General features: G+C 43.0%; 13 protein-coding genes. 8 read left to right on the top strand and 5 right to left on the bottom strand.

Features of this window, described 5'->3' with window-relative positions; translation table 11 throughout:
- Positions 1–359 precede the first annotated feature (359 nt).
- The 4 genes from A142_RS09990 to A142_RS09975 all read right to left on the bottom strand — a co-directional run bounded on the left by A142_RS09990 (position 360) and on the right by A142_RS09975 (position 3,536).
- Positions 360–1,037 (bottom strand): ABC transporter permease, encoded by a 678-nt coding sequence (locus A142_RS09990; protein ID WP_017062123.1) that lies wholly within the window; start codon positions 1,035–1,037, stop codon positions 360–362.
- Positions 1,038–1,039: 2 nt separating this feature from the next.
- A complete protein-coding gene (locus A142_RS09985) occupies positions 1,040–1,780 on the bottom strand; it encodes an ABC transporter permease (RefSeq protein WP_017066929.1) in 741 nt (246 codons plus the stop codon).
- A gap of 78 nt (positions 1,781–1,858) precedes the next feature.
- The gene (locus A142_RS09980) at positions 1,859–2,629 is read right to left on the bottom strand and encodes an ABC transporter substrate-binding protein (RefSeq protein WP_019820903.1); all 771 of its coding nucleotides are present in this window, start codon (positions 2,627–2,629) and stop codon (positions 1,859–1,861) included.
- Positions 2,630–2,765: 136 nt separating this feature from the next.
- Positions 2,766–3,536, bottom strand: a complete 771-nt coding sequence (locus A142_RS09975) for an ABC transporter ATP-binding protein (protein WP_004736532.1) — start codon at positions 3,534–3,536, stop codon at positions 2,766–2,768.
- Positions 3,537–4,327: 791 nt separating this feature from the next.
- Between A142_RS09975 and A142_RS09970 the strand changes: the two genes are divergently transcribed.
- From A142_RS09970 to A142_RS09945, 6 genes are all read left to right on the top strand, one after another.
- Positions 4,328–5,869 carry a DUF3360 family protein gene (locus A142_RS09970; RefSeq protein ID WP_019820901.1) on the top strand — a complete coding sequence of 514 codons (1,542 nt, stop codon included), beginning with the start codon at positions 4,328–4,330 and terminating at the stop codon, positions 5,867–5,869.
- 307 nt (positions 5,870–6,176) lie between these two features.
- Positions 6,177–8,453, top strand: coding sequence for a formate C-acetyltransferase (gene pflB, locus A142_RS09965; RefSeq protein ID WP_019820899.1), 2,277 nt, complete (start codon positions 6,177–6,179; stop codon positions 8,451–8,453).
- A gap of 200 nt (positions 8,454–8,653) precedes the next feature.
- Positions 8,654–9,655 (top strand): lipid A deacylase LpxR family protein, encoded by a 1,002-nt coding sequence (locus A142_RS09960; RefSeq protein WP_019820897.1) that lies wholly within the window; start codon positions 8,654–8,656, stop codon positions 9,653–9,655.
- 164 nt (positions 9,656–9,819) lie between these two features.
- Positions 9,820–10,560 carry a pyruvate formate lyase 1-activating protein gene (pflA, locus tag A142_RS09955; protein ID WP_017631242.1) on the top strand — a complete coding sequence of 247 codons (741 nt, stop codon included), beginning with the start codon at positions 9,820–9,822 and terminating at the stop codon, positions 10,558–10,560.
- A 219-nt stretch (positions 10,561–10,779) separates the two neighbouring features.
- Entirely contained in the window at positions 10,780–11,280 is a 501-nt protein-coding gene (locus tag A142_RS09950; RefSeq protein WP_017066932.1) for a YfbU family protein, read from the top strand.
- Between the two features lie 546 nt (positions 11,281–11,826).
- Positions 11,827–12,396, top strand: coding sequence for an outer membrane beta-barrel protein (locus A142_RS09945; protein WP_019820892.1), 570 nt, complete (start codon positions 11,827–11,829; stop codon positions 12,394–12,396).
- 180 nt (positions 12,397–12,576) lie between these two features.
- Here the strand turns inward: A142_RS09945 and A142_RS09940 are convergent, their stop codons facing one another.
- On the bottom strand, positions 12,577–13,329 hold the full coding sequence (locus A142_RS09940) for a MipA/OmpV family protein (RefSeq protein WP_019820890.1): 753 nt from the start codon (positions 13,327–13,329) through the stop codon (positions 12,577–12,579).
- Between the two features lie 355 nt (positions 13,330–13,684).
- Between A142_RS09940 and A142_RS09935 the strand changes: the two genes are divergently transcribed.
- Together A142_RS09935 and A142_RS09930 are read left to right on the top strand one after the other, a co-directional pair.
- Positions 13,685–15,619 carry a PrkA family serine protein kinase gene (locus tag A142_RS09935; RefSeq protein ID WP_029405329.1) on the top strand — a complete coding sequence of 645 codons (1,935 nt, stop codon included), beginning with the start codon at positions 13,685–13,687 and terminating at the stop codon, positions 15,617–15,619.
- A gap of 127 nt (positions 15,620–15,746) precedes the next feature.
- A complete protein-coding gene (locus A142_RS09930) occupies positions 15,747–17,018 on the top strand; it encodes a YeaH/YhbH family protein (protein ID WP_019820886.1) in 1,272 nt (423 codons plus the stop codon).

Raw genomic sequence — 17,018 nt, 5'->3', positions numbered from 1 at the left:
CCACCAGAACCACCAGAACCACCAGAACCAGTTTGGGCACTTTCACCGCCGCTGCCACCTCCGCATCCTAAAAGTGATAAGGCAATCGCACAAAGCACCAAATTGGATAGTAACTTACTTTTTTTCATCATTATTCCATACAACAACAAAATTTCGCTGAGTCTATCTATCGCTAAATCTAAAGCAATTAATCTCATGAATATGTGAGTGCAATTTGAAGCAAGTTAACTATTTTTAAAAATCCTCAGTTAACACGCTCTTTTTTCCGCCGAAAAATTAAAGAACAGTAGTTTTGACGATATAAAAAACGGCGCTATGAAAGCACCGTTTGTTTAACTGAGATTGTTACTGTGTACTTATTAGCTTAGTGGTCTTAGGTAAGCAAGGAAACGCTTCTCTGCGAATTTAAAAATCGCAATGATGATAAACGTTAGCGCCATGTAGAACAGACCTGCCGTTAGGAAAGATTCGAATGGAGCGTAGTAACGTGAGTTAACCAAACGCGCGGCACCTGTTAAGTCCATAATGGTTACGATACCAGCTACCGCAGAGCCGTGAAGCATGAAGATAACTTCGTTACTGTAAGCCGGTAATGCGCGACGTAGAGCACTTGGTAAGATAATACGGCGGTAAGTCTTTGGTGTGCTCATGCCGTACGCTTTTGCTGCTTCAACTTCACCTTTAGGTAAGCCGTTAATGGCACCGCGAATGATCTCTGCTGTATATGCTGATGTGTTAAGAATGAATGCTACTAGAGCACAGAACCAAGCGTTTTCCCAAAGCGTGTCTTTTACTGGGAAGAACTGGTCCATACCGTAGTAAATCAGATACAACTGCACCAATAACGGCGTACCACGGAAGAAATAGATGAATGACCAAGCCGGAGCGTTAATCAGCATATTGGGGCTATTACGAGCGATCGCTAATGGTATGGCGACGAATAAGCCAATAATCAAAGCGACACAAACCATCCAAGCCGTTGTCCATAAACCACCAAGGTAAATCGGTAGGCTTTCAATTATCAATGAAAAGTCCATAACTACCTCGCGTGGATACTGAATTTACGTTCAACCAGCTTAAGTAAGCCCGTCGAAACACTGGTGAAGAATAAGAAGATAATCGCCACTGTCATGTAGAAGGTAAATGGCATTTTGGTTGAGCCTGCCGCCAGTGCGCTAACACGTACCATATCTTCTAGGCCAATAATGGAAACCAACGCGGTAGTTTTAAGTAAAACCAACCAGTTGTTACCAAAACCCGGCAGTGCGTGACGAATCATTTGCGGTAATAGAATACGACGGAACGCTAGAACAGGTCCCATGCCATAGGCCTTTGCTGCTTCCATTTCACCGCTATCAACCGCCATGATCGCACCACGGAAGGTTTCAGCCATGTAAGCGCCAAAGATGAAGCCAATGGTTAAGACACCAGCAACAAATGGACTGACATCAATATAATCAGGTAAGTAAGCGGTCCATTCGTGGTTAGGATCACTTGATGTGAACCACTCATTGAGCCACTCATTGATGGAATACAAACTGTTGTTTAAAAGGATTTGTCCACCAAAGAAAATCAGCATCATCAAGACGAGATCAGGAATGCCTCGAATAACAGTTGTGTAGAGGGTTGCGATAGCACGAGCCCAGCGATAAGGCGCTAGTTTTGCTAAGGCACCTAGCATACCAAGAACCATAGCTAAAATTAGCGACAGCAAGGCAACTTCGATCGTAAGCACCGCCCCTTTCAGGATCGAAGCTTCATATCCTTGTAAATCAAACATAATGAATTCCAACAGAACTGCGAAAAAGTTGGTAGACAGGGAGAGGATAACCTCTCCCTTAAGAATTGACGCTAAAGATTACTGGCCGTATACGTCGTAGTTGAAGTATTTAGCAGCGATCTCTTGGTAGATGCCTTTTTCACGTAGTGAAAGGATTGCAGCATCTAATTGCTTAGTCAGATCTTTGTCTTGCTTACGTAGAGCAATACCAAAACCTTCACCGAACCACTTAGGATCTGTTAGTGATGGGCCAACAAACTCGTAGTCTTCACCACCAGCTTTGTTTAGTACGCCTTCTTCTAGAGCAGATGCATCGCCCAGTACAGCAGCAACACGACCGTTAGCTAGATCAAGGTAAGCTTCATCGAATGAACCGTAACGAACGATTTCTACAGTGTCACCGTAGTTGTCTGTTAGGTACTTATCGTGCGTTGTTGCACGTTGAACGGCGATCTTTTTACCACTTAGATCATCAAAGTTAAGGTCTGCACCTTTCTTAGCGATGAAATTGTTTGGGATAAGTGCGTATTTACCAGTGAAGTCGATTTTTTTCTTACGTTCTTCCGTGATAGACATTGCCGCGATGATCGCATCATATTTACGAGCAAGTAGAGAAGGAATAATACCATCCCAGTCTTGTGCAACGATCTTACACTGCACCTGCATTTCAGTACAAAGCGCGTTAGCCATATCGACATCGAAGCCTTTCAGTGAACCGTCAGCTTCTGTCCAGCTAAATGGAGGGTAAGCACCTTCAATACCAAAGCGTACTGTTTTCCATTCTTTTGCTTGAGCTACGCCCGTTGCAGCAGTTGCAGCAAGTGCCGCGACTAATAACCACTTTTTCATATCCCTACTCCTGTGATTTAGGTTTTTATGTTTTGCTAGTTTTAATATTGTGTTTGTTGTTGCTTATTAACTTACTTGTTGTGTTTTATTGTTCACACCGTCGCTGTTTGCCTTGGCAACGGCATTTCAATTCTGATTAGTAAATCGATGAGATAAATTGTTGTAAACGCTCAGATTCAGGTTCCGTAAACAGTTTAGCTGGATCGCCCTGTTCTTCCACTAGACCTTGATGCAAGAACATCACATGGTTAGATACGTCACGAGCAAAAGCCATTTCGTGCGTTACCACAAGCATGGTTCTTCCCTCTTCTGCTAGATCGCGCATTACACCAAGCACTTCGCCGACTAACTCAGGGTCTAATGCCGATGTAGGTTCATCAAACAGCATAACTTCAGGATCAACCGCTAGCGCTCGCGCAATAGCAGCACGCTGTTGTTGGCCGCCAGACAAATGACCCGGGTAGTAATCTTTACGCTCATACAGCCCTACTTTCTTAAGTAGTAACTCTGCATTTTCAATCGCTTGTGCTTTAGGTACGCCTAAGACGTGAACAGGCGCTTCGATAACATTTTCGAGAACGGTCAGGTGAGACCACAGATTGAAACCCTGAAAAACCATCGCCAGACGAGAACGGATTCGCTGTACTTGTTTTTCATTGGCAGGAACAGAAACACCTTGGCGGTTGTTTTTCATTTGAATTAATTCGCCATTAACCCAAATCTCGCCTGCGGTAGGTGTCTCTAAAAGATTGATACATCTAAGGAAAGTACTCTTACCCGACCCTGAAGATCCGATAATCGATACTACATCGCCTTTATGCGCAGAAAGTGAAATTCCCTTTAAAACTTCATTTTGACCAAACGTTTTGTGTAGATCCTTTATGTCCAGCGCTGGTACATCTTTCATGCGCTTTCTCTCCCAAGTTTGTGAAAATGCAAGGTACTCCGACCTTTTCATGCGATACAAACTAGCACCACACGGAATAACATGCAACAAATTATTAACCTAATAATTTGGAATAAATAGCGATTCACTCTGACTTATTATGCAAAAGGTAGCGTTTTCACCTCAATTTAATGAATGAGTTCTATCAATAAGCTGTAATTACACCCCTTACATTGTTTAAATAAAGTTAATCAAAATGAGATTCTCGTAGCTGGATATCTCACAAGAAAAACACGTTTTGTGAACTTATAAACATTACTTTCGACAAAATATAGCGCACGCATTCAGCACACCAACCTCACCATAAGGCAAAATTATTTTAAGGTTATTATATTGTAAGTATTTTACTCAGAGCGTGGGATAAGCGAGTAATAGTGAGATAACTCAGTAAACATAAAGCATTCAGCCAATGCCATAGCGGTAAAGGCTCGGAGAAGATAAGAAAACGACAGTTTGTGAAAACTAATTACACGATTCATCAATGGGAAGTTAATGAATCGCTGCGTTTTGTAGCTTTCTTTCACATACACTCATAAAGTGATCAAGATCAATCACCCTAAAGGGTAAGCTTGTTAGACTCCTCAGCAAAGAATAAGGCATTAAAAATGCCAAACATTTCTTTTAACTTAGCTGCATAAAGCACATTAAAGGCGTGCAACATAATGTTAATGAGTTATAACTAAGAAATAACGCAATTACGCGAACTTATAGAATTCAATTTTAGAATTACTAACATAAAATATGAGGAATCTATGTCAGACGTTGTGAACAATGCGAACTCTGAAGTAGAAGAGAAAAGCTATAAAGAGCTACACCGCCCTGCTTCTGAATTTGAGAGCCGCTCAGATTATCTAGATCACGAGCTTCAAATCATGAAGCCTCGCCGCTTCGGTCTAAACCTTCCAGGTCGTGACTTCCGCTTTGAACTTGAAGACCTTGTTCCTGCACTTGCTGGTACCATTGGTATCATCGCGATGTACTCTGCAGTAATGATGTCTTGGGCTGATGGCCTAACTCAAGCTTGGGATCACGTAAACCTTGGTAAAGAGTTTGCGATTGAAGTCGCTCGTGTAGAAATGCTTATCCCTGCACTGCTGTTCTGTATCCTTGCTTCTGGTTTCTTTAACCCTAAAGCAAACCTTGCCGGTAACCACGGCCCAATGATTCCTCTTATTGGTACCATCGCTCTAGCTGGTGCTCACCCTCTTGCATTGGCAATCCTTATCGGTGTCTTCGGTCTAATCCTAAGTTTCCTAAAAGGCGGCTCCAAGCTGGTTAACCTGACTTCTGAAGGTACCGCGGGTGGCTTGCTTATCTTCTTAGGCCTAACGGGTACCATGAGCCAAATCAACTCGATTCAAGAATGGGCGGTTGGTCTTCAATCTTCTACTGTTGAAGCGGGCAGCATGGGTTACGTTGGTTTAATCGTTCTTGCTATTACTATTGCTATCTACGCTTTCCTAGCAAAAGTGAACAAGCGTTGGTTAGCTATTCCAGTGTGTGCATTCACTGGCCTTGCTATAGCGTTAGTATTAGGTGCTGGCTTCGACATCGTATTCGAAACTGAAATGGGCATTCCAAACCTAAACCCAGTTTACTGGTGGGGTTCTACTTCTGAAGGTTGGATGCTTGGCTTGCCAAACGTTGAACACTTCATCGCTTCTTTACCATTCGCAATTCTTGCCGTAGCAATGTGGTCACCAGATTTCCTAGGTCACCGTATCTTCCAAGAACTGAACTACCCTAAACGTTCTGAAAAAGTTCTGATGGATGTTGATGACACAATGACGATGTGTTCTGTACGTCAAATGGTGGGTACTGCAGTGGGTGGTGGTAACATCACTTCTTCTTGGGGTACTTACATGATCCCAGCTGCAATCGCGAAGCGTCCTATTCCAGGCGGTGCGATTCTACTTGGTTCGCTATGTATCATCGTTGCGATTCTTGGTTTCCCAATGGACGTAGCAGTATGGCCACCAGTGATGCGTGTTGCGCTACTTGTAGGTGTATCTCTGCCTCTACTTGAAGCGGGTATGCAAATGGTTAAGGATTCAAAAGATTCTCAAGCGGCTGGTATCTGTATCTTCGGTTCAGCGGTTGTTAACCCAGTATTAGCATGGGCACTGACTATGCTTCTAGATAATAACGGTCTAATTGGTGATAAAGAACGTGCGAAGCGTCTATCATTTGTAGATAAGATTGTTATCCCAGTTGGCGTTTTAGTTATTTGTTTAGTAGCAATGCTTGCAGTTGGTATGCTAGAAAGCCAATATGGCCTAAAAGCTTGGCTATAATGGTCCTTACTACACAAAAGTAGTATTAGGATTAAAAAAAAGTTTGGGTGGCAACCCCTGCCACTCAAATTTTTTCAACTTTTTTTGGCATTTATTGATTTAGTTTAAGGTTTGCAGAAATTTTTTAGCGTAGTCTTGAATACATAGAGTAAAGACAACATATAAAAGGTAGTGACAATATATATAACCATATGACGCTTATATGCTCATATATATTGTTATTAATAAGAGTGTACTACCCTTACGAGGGGCGCTGGCTCAACAGTGTTAATGTACGTATTTTTTCTACTAAAAAGGTAGGTATGTCATGGCAGAGCAATTTGCTAAAGCTTGGGAAGATTTTGCTGCAGGTGAGTGGCAAAGCGAAGTAAACGTTCGTGATTTCATTCAAAAGAACTACACGCCGTATGAAGGCGACGAGTCTTTCCTAGTTTCTGAGGGTACTGAAGCAACTAACAAGCTTTGGTCTTCGGTAATGGAAGGTATCAAACAGGAAAACGCAACTAAAGCACCTGTAGATTTCGATACTTCTGTTATCTCTACCATTACTGCTCACGATGCAGGTTACATTGAGAAAGATCTTGAGACTATCGTTGGTCTACAAACTGAGAAGCCACTAAAACGTGCAATCATCCCTAATGGTGGTGTACGTATGGTTGAAGGTTCTTGTAAAGCATACGGTGAAACTCTTGACCCAATGGTTTCAAAAATCTACTCAGAATACCGCAAAACACACAACGCTGGCGTTTTCGATATCTACACTCCTGATATCCTAAAATGTCGTAAGTCTGGTGTTCTGACTGGTCTTCCTGATGCTTACGGCCGTGGTCGTATCATTGGTGACTACCGTCGTGTTGCACTTTACGGTATTGATTTCCTAATGAAGGACAAAGCTGCTCAATTCGCTTCTCTACAAGAGCGTTTCGAGAACGGCGAAGATCTTGCTGCAACAATGCAATTGCGTGAAGAGATCTCTGAGCAACATCGTGCTCTAGGTCAAATCAAGCAAATGGCTGAGAAATACGGTTTCGATATCTCTGAGCCAGCTCAAACTGCTCAAGAAGCTATCCAGTGGACTTACTTCGGCTACCTAGCTGCTGTTAAATCTCAAAACGGTGCTGCAATGTCTCTAGGTCGTACTTCGACTTTCCTAGACATCTACATCGAGCGTGATATCGCTGCTGGCAAAATCACAGAAGACCAAGCACAAGAAATGATCGACCACTTCGTAATGAAGCTGCGTATGGTTCGTTTCTTACGTACTCCTGAGTACGATGAACTGTTCTCTGGCGACCCAATCTGGGCAACAGAGTCTATGGGTGGTATGGGTATCGACGGCCGTACGCTAGTAACGCGTTCAAACTTCCGTTTCCTAAACTCTCTATACACTATGGGTCCTTCTCCAGAGCCAAATATCACTGTTCTTTGGTCTGAGCAACTGCCTGACGGCTTCAAACGTTTCTGTGCGAAGGTATCTATCGATACTTCTTCTATCCAGTACGAAAATGATGACCTAATGCGTCCTGACCTAGAGTCTGATGATTACGCTATCGCTTGTTGTGTATCTCCTATGATCGTTGGTAAGCAAATGCAGTTCTTCGGCGCTCGTGCTAACCTTGCAAAAACTATGCTTTACGCAATCAACGGCGGCGTTGATGAGAAGCTTAAAATGCAAGTTGGCCCAGTTGGCGACAAGATCACTGACGAAGTACTTAACTACGATGACGTAATGGGTCGCCTAGACACATTCATGGACTGGTTAGCTAAGCAATACGTGACTGCGCTAAACAGCATCCACTACATGCACGACAAGTACAGCTACGAAGCGTCTCTAATGGCTCTTCATGACCGTGACGTTCGTCGTACTATGGCTTGTGGTATCGCTGGTCTATCTGTTGCTGCTGACTCACTATCTGCAATCAAGTTCGCGACTGTTAAACCAATCCGCGACGAAGATGGCATCGCAACTGACTTCGAAATCGAAGGCGATTACCCTAAATACGGTAACAACGACTCTCGTGTAGATGATATTGCTTGTGAACTAGTTTCTACGTTCATGAACAAGATCCGTAAGCTTAAGACTTACCGTAACTCTATCCCTACACAGTCAGTTCTTACTATCACGTCTAACGTGGTTTACGGTAAGAAAACAGGTAACACTCCAGACGGTCGTCGTGCTGGCGCTCCTTTCGCTCCTGGTGCAAACCCAATGCACGGTCGTGATGAGAAAGGTGCTGTAGCTTCACTAACGTCTGTAGGTAAACTACCGTTTGCTGACGCACAAGATGGTATCTCTTACACGTTCTCTATCGTGCCAAACGCACTAGGTAAAGAACAAGACAGCCAACGTGCTAACCTTGCAGGCCTAATGGATGGTTACTTCCACCACGAAGCTGGCATTGAAGGTGGTCAACACCTTAACGTTAACGTTCTTAACCGCGAAACTCTTGAAGACGCAGTTAAGCACCCTGAGAAATACCCTCAGCTAACAATCCGTGTATCTGGTTACGCTGTTCGCTTTAACTCTCTAACTGCAGAGCAACAAGCTGACGTAATCGCACGTACATTTACTGAGTCTCTATAAGCTCACGCTCAATAGACAGTAAATAATATTAGCCTCGCCAATGTGCGGGGCTTTTTTATATCTGCTGTAAATCGCACACGCTTAACCCATCCCTCGAAGTGTTAGATTGAGCAAAAAAGCACCCTGCCATTCACTTTTTTTCCACAAATTCTGTCAAATTACGGTAATATCGCGGTTCATAATTTAAGAGTAACTGCTCCATGAAATACCTGCGTTGTTTACCCCTGATTCTTCTCTCTTTCTCATCTTTAGCATCTGAGCGTTCTACGCTGACTTTTGCTTTAGATAATGATGGTATTTTTGGTGTCGACCAAGACTATACCAACGGCTTATTTCTGGGTTACACATCATCAAGTATTACGCCATACAATTGGGTAAAACCACTGAGCCTTTCTTACTGGGGCGCAAGCTCTCTAGATAAGTGGGAAATCACCATTGGCCACAAAATGTATACGCCTTCAGATATCGAAGAAGAAAAGCCTCTTCCTAATGATCGTCCATACGCTGGTTACCTACACACAGAATTCAACTACATCAGCTTGAACCCACAACAAGCTCAGCGTTTTAACATCACGTTTGGTACAACAGGCGAACGTGCACTGTCTGAAGATGCTCAAAAACTGGTTCACTCGATCACAAAATCAGATGAACCTATGGGCTGGGAATATCAAGTTGATGATGAGTGGGCGGGAAGCGTTGGCTACCTAAGCCATTTCAACTTAATGCGTAATCAAGCACTAGCAAATACAGACTTCGAGATCTCTAACGTTTCAGAAATCAACGTCGGTAACTTTAGAAGTGACATTTCAACGGGCTTCATGTTCCGTTGGGGTACAGACCTAGGTGGCAACTTTGGTGCGGCGAACATCAGCACCGAAAACCCATTCAAAGCAGGTATGATCGGTGCATCAAACACAGGTTGGTTTACCTATGCTGGCCTTGAAGGTCGTTACCGATTTAACGACCTAACAATCGAAGGCGACCGCTCTGGTGTAGATGAATATTCTGATAAAAACGGCCTAGATCCTGCTATCTACGATGTGACATTAGAGAACGTTCAGGCAACCGCTGTGCTAGGTGTGGCTTGGTATAACCAATACGTTGGTGCATCCTTCGCACTTACGGCAAAAACACCTGATTACAAAGAAGCAAAAGAGTCGGTGTACACCACTGGCGGTATCACAATGTTTGCATTCTTCTAGCCACCAGCAAGGGCTTTCGTCCTTCACGGTTCAAGTTTAATAAGGGCAATCATCTTCACAGGTGATTGCCCTTATTTTTAAAGACCTCGTTACCATTTGACCCTATTTTATGTACCGTTTTTGTAATAAAATAAAGGGTATAAATTCCTCTACGAGAATAGCTCATGTCTACAACTGGTCGCATTCACTCATTCGAATCTTGTGGTACTGTCGATGGCCCTGGTATCCGCTTTATTGTGTTTCTTCAAGGCTGCTTAATGCGCTGTATGTACTGCCACAATCGCGATACATGGGATCTTCATGACGGAAAGGAAGTAACGGTCGAAGAGATCATTAACGAAGCAAAATCATACCGTCATTTCATGAAAGCTTCTGGCGGTGGTATCACTTGTTCAGGTGGCGAAGCGATGCTACAACCTGAGTTTGTTCGTGACTTTTTCCGTGCAGCTCAAGCCGAAGGCATTCACACTTGTCTTGATACTAATGGCTACATTCGTAAGCACACAGAAGTGGTTGATGAAGTACTAGAAGCCTCTGATCTAGTGATGCTTGATCTTAAGCACATGCGAGACGAGATTCACCACGATTTTATTGGTGTATCAAACCGACGTACTCTGGATTTTGCACGCTACCTGCACAAAATCGGCAAGAAAACTTGGATTCGCTATGTGATTGTTCCTGGCTACACGGATACAGCTGAAGATGCGCATCTTCTTGGCGAATTCATTAAAGATATGGACAACATCGAGAAAGTAGAACTGCTTCCATACCACAAGCTTGGTGCTCATAAATGGGAAGCGCTGGGTCACGACTACCCACTTGATGGTGTTAACCCGCCAAGTAAAGAAAAAATGGATGAGATTGTTGCTGTTCTTAGCCAATACCATTCAAACGTAAAATACTAATCTAGACTTACGTTCATAGTGATTTCAAACGCCTCAATTTCGATTGGGGCGTTTTCTTTTCGAGCCAAACAATCCTTTCACTTTTCTTTACAACTTTTGTTTATCAATTCAAAAAATCATATTAAATCCGTGTTGAGATCATGTTTCCACTCGTAGGAATGCTGTTACTCTTACTGCAACAAAAGAATACAACATTTAGTTTTTAGTGAGGCTCCTCCCATGGAAATGACCAATGCTCAGCGTCTAATTCTATCAAATCAATACTACCTAATGTCTCAAATGGATCCTGAGAACTCCGCTAAATACCAACGTCTACAAACGATTGTAGAACGTGGTTACGAACTCCAAATGCGTGAGCTTAACAAAGAGTTTGGTTGTTTGACTGAAGCAGAATGTCGCGAAATTATCGACATCATGGAGATGTACCATGCAATGCAAGAGTCGAACAAAATGCTTGCAGAACAAGAACGTGCTGAAGTAGACCAACGTCGCCTGCAGTTCTTAGGTTTTGATATCGCTTCTGAAGCGCAGATCGTACATTACGTGCGTTTCCTTGTTGATTCTGAAGGTCTTTACCCTCAATTCGACAAAGCCGATCACCACTTCAATAGCCAAATGCCAATGCTAGAGAAGTACCGTCGCATGCTAACAACATGGCGCAACTGTCCTCGTCAGTACCACCTATGTGCGACAGAGCTATCTCAAATCTTTAGCGCTTAATACGTTAATAGATCAGCGATAACTTTTTAAAAAGTTTCAAGAAAAAGGGTTACTCATCATGAGTAACCCTTTTTTAATGTTCGCACACAAAGAAAAAAACCAAAGCAATTAGAAAACGTAAGCAGTACCGACATTTGACGCCGCATGTATATAGATAGTCCACTTTCAGAAGTGGGCTTTTTTATATCAAAGAGCAAGTAACGATGTTGTGTAAGCCTGCAGGTAGGGAATATTCACTAACAGAAAACGGGGCTTATGAAGCGATGTGGATAAAAAGTGTACTTCAGATACAGAAAACGCGAATGAATCATAAAGATAAGATATTAAATATTGAACCATTTCCAATTAATTTCTCTGATATCGCCTATTAACCAACGAACACAAACCTTGTATTTACAAGCAATTAGGTCATTCATCTTTGTTAATTCCACTTCGAAACCTTTAATACAAATTAAAAACCACCGCTCAATTTTGAACGGTGGTTTTTATTTTAAATAAGATAGCTAGAATGCTCCCCGAAATTTATTAACCAGAGCGATAAACAAAATGAGAAAATTCATCCTTGCATCACTAGCTATCATGTCTACTTCAGCTTTCGCAGCTAACGAAATGTACGTACTTGGTGGCGTTGGCATTAACGAAGACGATACAGGCGCACAATTCACTGTTGGTTCACAAATTCTTGATACAAACTTTTATCTAGAATCAACGATGAATTACATCGACTCAGACAGCAGCGATGTTATTTCAGACGTAAACGGCGACCTAACTAAGTACAAGGGCGATTACCAACACTTCAAAATGTCTCTAGCGCCAATGTATAAATATAGCTTCGATGACTCTTTTGCTATCTACGGTAAGGTTGGTGTTGCTTACTCAAACTTTAATTCTAAATCAACATGGGCTAATGCAGACGAATCAGACACTCACAAGTATTCAGATAGCAAGTGGGGCGCAACTTACGGCATCGGTGCTGAATTTAAGTCAGCGCAACCAATGTTTGGTAACTCGAAGTTTATGGCACGTGTCGGTTTCGATTGGTACGACTTCAGCTCAGGCAGCATGAACTTAGGCAGTGATGCAACTCTAGGTCTACAAGCTGGTTTCACTTTCTAAGATATGAAGCAGAAAGGTTTTACATCAATTGAGCTAATGAGTGCTAAATCTAGCCATACAATGCCTTTCTTTGCTTTGATTCTTGTAGTCATCGGCCTGTACTTCGCATAAATAAAAAGGGTTACTCATCATGAGTAACCCTTTTTTAATGTTCGCACACCAAGAGAAAAACCAAAGCAATTAGAAAACGTAAGCCACACCGACGTTCGCGGCCATGTTGATACCACTTTCAAGTATTGGGCTATTCTCTATATCACCTTCAAGGTTGGTATAACGAACGCCACCAGTTACTCGAACATTTGGCGTAACATGCAGATAGCCACCTAAACCAATAAAGTACTGACCATCCCAGTCTGCGTCGAATTCATTTAAGTTAGTTCTTGCCGCTTCAGCTGAACTCACACCATATAAATGATTGTTCAAACGCTCACTGTTGTAGGCGTAACCAATAGATGGGGTAATCGCCCAGCCATTACGACGAATAGGTAGGCGCCATGCTGCTTCCGCATAAATACCGTTGTGCTTAAAGCCTAAATCCGAACCCGCAGTCGCTTCAAACATACCAACCAGAGTGATCACTTGATAGCTGATACCGCCCAATATTGAGGCATCACGTTCATCCAACTTTTTAATATCGACGTTATCGGAATCACCCGGCTTTAATGTTCTTGAATCATAAACCGCTCGAAATACGATGTTTTGCGGTGAGCCTGCTGGTAATAAGCGATAACCAGCGCTGAATCCACGCATAAAGAAGTGCTCGCCTTCATAACCAACCATAGGGATTACGGCACGGTTTGACGGTGTATCTTTATAAACAGCAGGAGAATAAGAGGCGGCAACACCCAGTGACCACTGCGAGATTCTTGCATGTGTTGTTGAAGCCAGTAACGCAGCACTGATAGCCACTATTTTTAACCCATTATTCTTCACTACATCTACCTATTTATTGAGCAATTTTTGATAACGTCGCGCATTATATGGTACTCCATTCCAAAAAATCAATAGAGACCAGTTATACATCTAATGCACATAAATCCATTGTGAGTATTATTAAGCGACCTAAAATCTCAAAACAAACGGCCAGTTCCCCCTCGAATGTAAAATAATTTGATTCTACGCGCCTCAAGTTGCCTATTGCGCTCGCCACGTTTTTCACACGCAAAATTTTAAATAAATACATAATTGTTAAGCAAAATTGTGGAAGCGGGTCTAACCTTAAAATGTAGGGAGAGCCTATTTTTCAATCGCTCGTCAGTTTTGACTGGTTAACAAGGGGAATGTGACTATGAGTATTTTTGACCACTATCAATCACGTTATGAAGCAGCCAAGGAAGAAGAGCTGACATTGCAAGAGTTCTTAGGGCTGTGTAAAGACGATAAAAGTGCTTACGCTAATGCTGCCGAGCGCTTATTACTAGCCATTGGCGAACCGGAGGTCATTGACACCGCTCAAGACCCTCATCTGAGTCGTATTTTCTCGAACCGTGTCATCTCACGCTACAGCGAATTTAAAGATTTCTACGGTATGGAAGATGCGATTGAACAGATTGTTTCTTACTTAAAACATGCTGCGCAAGGTTTAGAAGAACGTAAACAAATCCTTTACCTACTTGGCCCTGTGGGCGGTGGTAAATCTTCTCTCGCTGAAAAACTCAAAGCCCTGATGCAGAAACTACCAATCTATGTATTGTCTGCTGACGGTGAACGAAGCCCAGTAAACGATCACCCATTCTGTCTATTCGATGTTAACGAAGACGGCGACTTATTGAAGAACGAATATGGCATTGAGAAACGCTATCTTCGCTCAATTATGTCTCCGTGGGCAGCAAAACGTCTGCACGATTTTGGCGGTGATATTTCCAAATTCAAAGTCATCAAACTACGCCCTTCTATTCTCGATCAAGTTGCGATCGCGAAAACAGAGCCAGGTGATGAAAACAACCAAGATATCTCGTCTCTGGTTGGTAAAGTTGATATTCGTAAACTTGAGCACTTCTCTCAAGATGATCCTGATGCCTACAGCTACTCTGGTGCGCTGTGTAAAGCCAACCAAGGTGTGATGGAATTCGTGGAGATGTTCAAGGCTCCAATCAAAGTATTACACCCTCTACTAACGGCAACGCAAGAAGGTAACTTCAACGGTACCGAAGGGCTTTCTGCACTGCCATTTGACGGTATGATTCTGGCTCACTCGAACGAATCTGAGTGGCAGACCTTCCGTAACAACAAAAACAATGAAGCCTTCCTCGACCGTGTGTACATTGTAAAAGTCCCTTACTGTCTGCGCGTTTCTGAAGAAGTTAAGATCTACCAGAAGCTGCTAGAACACAGTGAGCTATCGAAAGCCCCTTGTTCACCAAGCACACTCGATCTGCTATCGCAATTCAGCATCCTATCTAGACTGAAAGAGCCTGAAAACTCTTCTCTGTTCTCAAAAATGCGTGTTTACGATGGTGAAACTCTAAAAGACACCGATCCAAAAGCGAAGAGCTACCAAGAGTACCGAGATTATGCGGGTGTTGACGAAGGCATGTCTGGGCTATCAACGCGTTTCGCCTTTAAGATCCTGTCTCGTGTCTTTAACTTCGACCAAGCAGAAGTAGCCGCAAACCCAGTGCACCTGTTCTATGTGATTGAACAGCAAATCGAACGTGAGCAGTTCCCTCAAGAAACCGCTGAGAAGTACCTTGAGTTCTTGAAAGGATACTTAGTACCACGTTACGTAGAGTTCATTGGTAAAGAAATTCAGACCGCTTACCTAGAGTCTTACTCTGAGTACGGACAGAATATCTTCGACCGCTATGTCACCTACGCTGACTTCTGGATTCAAGACCAAGAGTACCGCGATCCAGAAACAGGCCAACTATTTGACCGTGCTTCTCTGAATGGTGAACTAGAGAAGATCGAGAAAACAGCCGGGATCAGTAACCCTAAAGACTTCCGAAATGAGATTGTGAACTTTGTGCTTCGTGCCAAAGCCAACAATAACGGTCAAAACCCAGTGTGGACGAGCTACGAGAAACTGCGCACTGTGATTGAGAAGAAAATGTTCTCTAACACAGAAGAGCTACTTCCTGTTATTTCGTTCAATGCTAAGACCTCAACGGATGATCAGAAAAAACATGACGACTTCGTTGCTCGTATGATGGAAAAAGGCTACACCGAGAAACAAGTGAGACTGCTATCTGAGTGGTATTTAAGAGTTCGTAAATCCTCATAACTAAACGGTATTGAGCTGCTCAACTGAGCAGCTCGTAAAAACCAATAACTTTTATACCTTAGTAAACCAATAACTCTTATACCCGAATAATAAGTAGGATCGCGACATCAGCTGAGAGGGAGTTCTTATGGCACAATTTATCGATCGGAGGCTCAATGGCAAAAATAAGAGTGCTGTGAATAGACAGCGTTTCTTACGACGCCATAAAGAGCAAATCAAAGAATCTGTGGCCGATGCAGTCAACCGACGCTCAATCACCAATACTGAAACGGGTGAAGACGTCACTATTCCCCATAAAGACATCAAAGAGCCAAACTTTCACCAAGGTCAAGGCGGCGTTAGAGAGCACGTTCACCCAGGTAATGATCAGTTCATCACTGGCGATAAAATCGAACGCCCTAAAGGTGGTGGTCAAGGTGGCGGCTCAGGCCAAGGCGACGCAAGCCCTGATGGCGAAGGCCAAGATGAATTTACCTTCCAAATTTCAAAAGATGAGTATCTTGATATTCTCTTTGAAGATTTAGCTCTACCTAATCTAGAGAAAAATCAGGTCAACAAAATCACCGAATGGAAAACTCACCGCTCTGGTTACCAAAGCGCGGGGATTCCATCCAACATCGCTATCGTTCGTTCACTGCAGCAATCTCTGGCTCGTAGAACCGCGATGACAGCAGGTAAAAAGCGCGAGCTTAACCTACTGATGGAGCAGCTTGACCAAGTTAAAATGACGGAGCCGGCGCAACCTTTTGAAGAAGGTCGCCTCAAAGAAGAGATTGCCGAGTTACGTAAAAAGATTGAAAGCGTGCCGTTCATTGACACCTTTGACTTACGTTTTAAAAACTATGAGAAGCGCCCTATTCCATCTAGCCAAGCCGTGATGTTCTGTCTAATGGATGTATCGGGCTCTATGGATCAGGCCACGAAAGATATTGCGAAGCGCTTTTATGTCCTTCTGTATCTGTTCCTAAACCGCACCTACGAAAACGTCGATGTTGTGTTTATTCGTCACCATACTCAGGCTAAAGAAGTCGATGAACATGAGTTTTTCTACTCACAAGAAACCGGTGGCACCATTGTTTCGAGTGCACTGAAACTGATGAAGGAAATTGTCGCAGACCGCTACCCTGCGAATGAGTGGAACATCTATGCAGCACAAGCCTCTGATGGCGATAACTGGGCTGATGACTCTCCTCGTTGTAAAGAGTTACTGGTCAATACGCTTCTGCCAACTTGCCAATATTACTCTTACATCGAAATAACGCGCCGCTCTCATCAAACGCTTTGGCACGAATACGAAAAACTCGAGAGTAGCTTCGACAACTTCGCCATGAAAAACATTAAAACGGTGGATGATATTTTTCCTGTGTTTAGAGAACTGTTCCAGAAAGAGACAGCGTAA

Source organism: Vibrio splendidus 12E03 (assembly GCF_000272105.2).
GTDB lineage: Bacteria > Pseudomonadota > Gammaproteobacteria > Enterobacterales > Vibrionaceae > Vibrio > Vibrio splendidus_I.
The sequence above is the reverse complement of the archived record's forward strand: the minus strand, read 5'-3'. Positions and strand labels throughout refer to the sequence as shown.

Bases quoted from the DNA above. Each gene is read 5' to 3' on its own strand.
- A142_RS09975 (WP_004736532.1), bottom strand. From the start codon at position 3,536: ATGAAAGATGTACCAGCGCTGGACATAAAGGATCTACACAAAACGTTT.
- A142_RS09980 (WP_019820903.1), bottom strand. From the start codon at position 2,629: ATGAAAAAGTGGTTATTAGTCGCGGCACTTGCTGCAACTGCTGCAACG.
- A142_RS09960 (WP_019820897.1), top strand. From the start codon at position 8,654: ATGAAATACCTGCGTTGTTTACCCCTGATTCTTCTCTCTTTCTCATCT.
- A142_RS09990 (WP_017062123.1), bottom strand. From the start codon at position 1,037: ATGGACTTTTCATTGATAATTGAAAGCCTACCGATTTACCTTGGTGGT.
- A142_RS09945 (WP_019820892.1), top strand. From the start codon at position 11,827: ATGAGAAAATTCATCCTTGCATCACTAGCTATCATGTCTACTTCAGCT.
- A142_RS09950 (WP_017066932.1), top strand. From the start codon at position 10,780: ATGGAAATGACCAATGCTCAGCGTCTAATTCTATCAAATCAATACTAC.
- pflB (WP_019820899.1), top strand. From the start codon at position 6,177: ATGGCAGAGCAATTTGCTAAAGCTTGGGAAGATTTTGCTGCAGGTGAG.
- A142_RS09970 (WP_019820901.1), top strand. From the start codon at position 4,328: ATGTCAGACGTTGTGAACAATGCGAACTCTGAAGTAGAAGAGAAAAGC.
- A142_RS09935 (WP_029405329.1), top strand. From the start codon at position 13,685: ATGAGTATTTTTGACCACTATCAATCACGTTATGAAGCAGCCAAGGAA.
- A142_RS09930 (WP_019820886.1), top strand. From the start codon at position 15,747: ATGGCACAATTTATCGATCGGAGGCTCAATGGCAAAAATAAGAGTGCT.
- pflA (WP_017631242.1), top strand. From the start codon at position 9,820: ATGTCTACAACTGGTCGCATTCACTCATTCGAATCTTGTGGTACTGTC.
- A142_RS09985 (WP_017066929.1), bottom strand. From the start codon at position 1,780: ATGTTTGATTTACAAGGATATGAAGCTTCGATCCTGAAAGGGGCGGTG.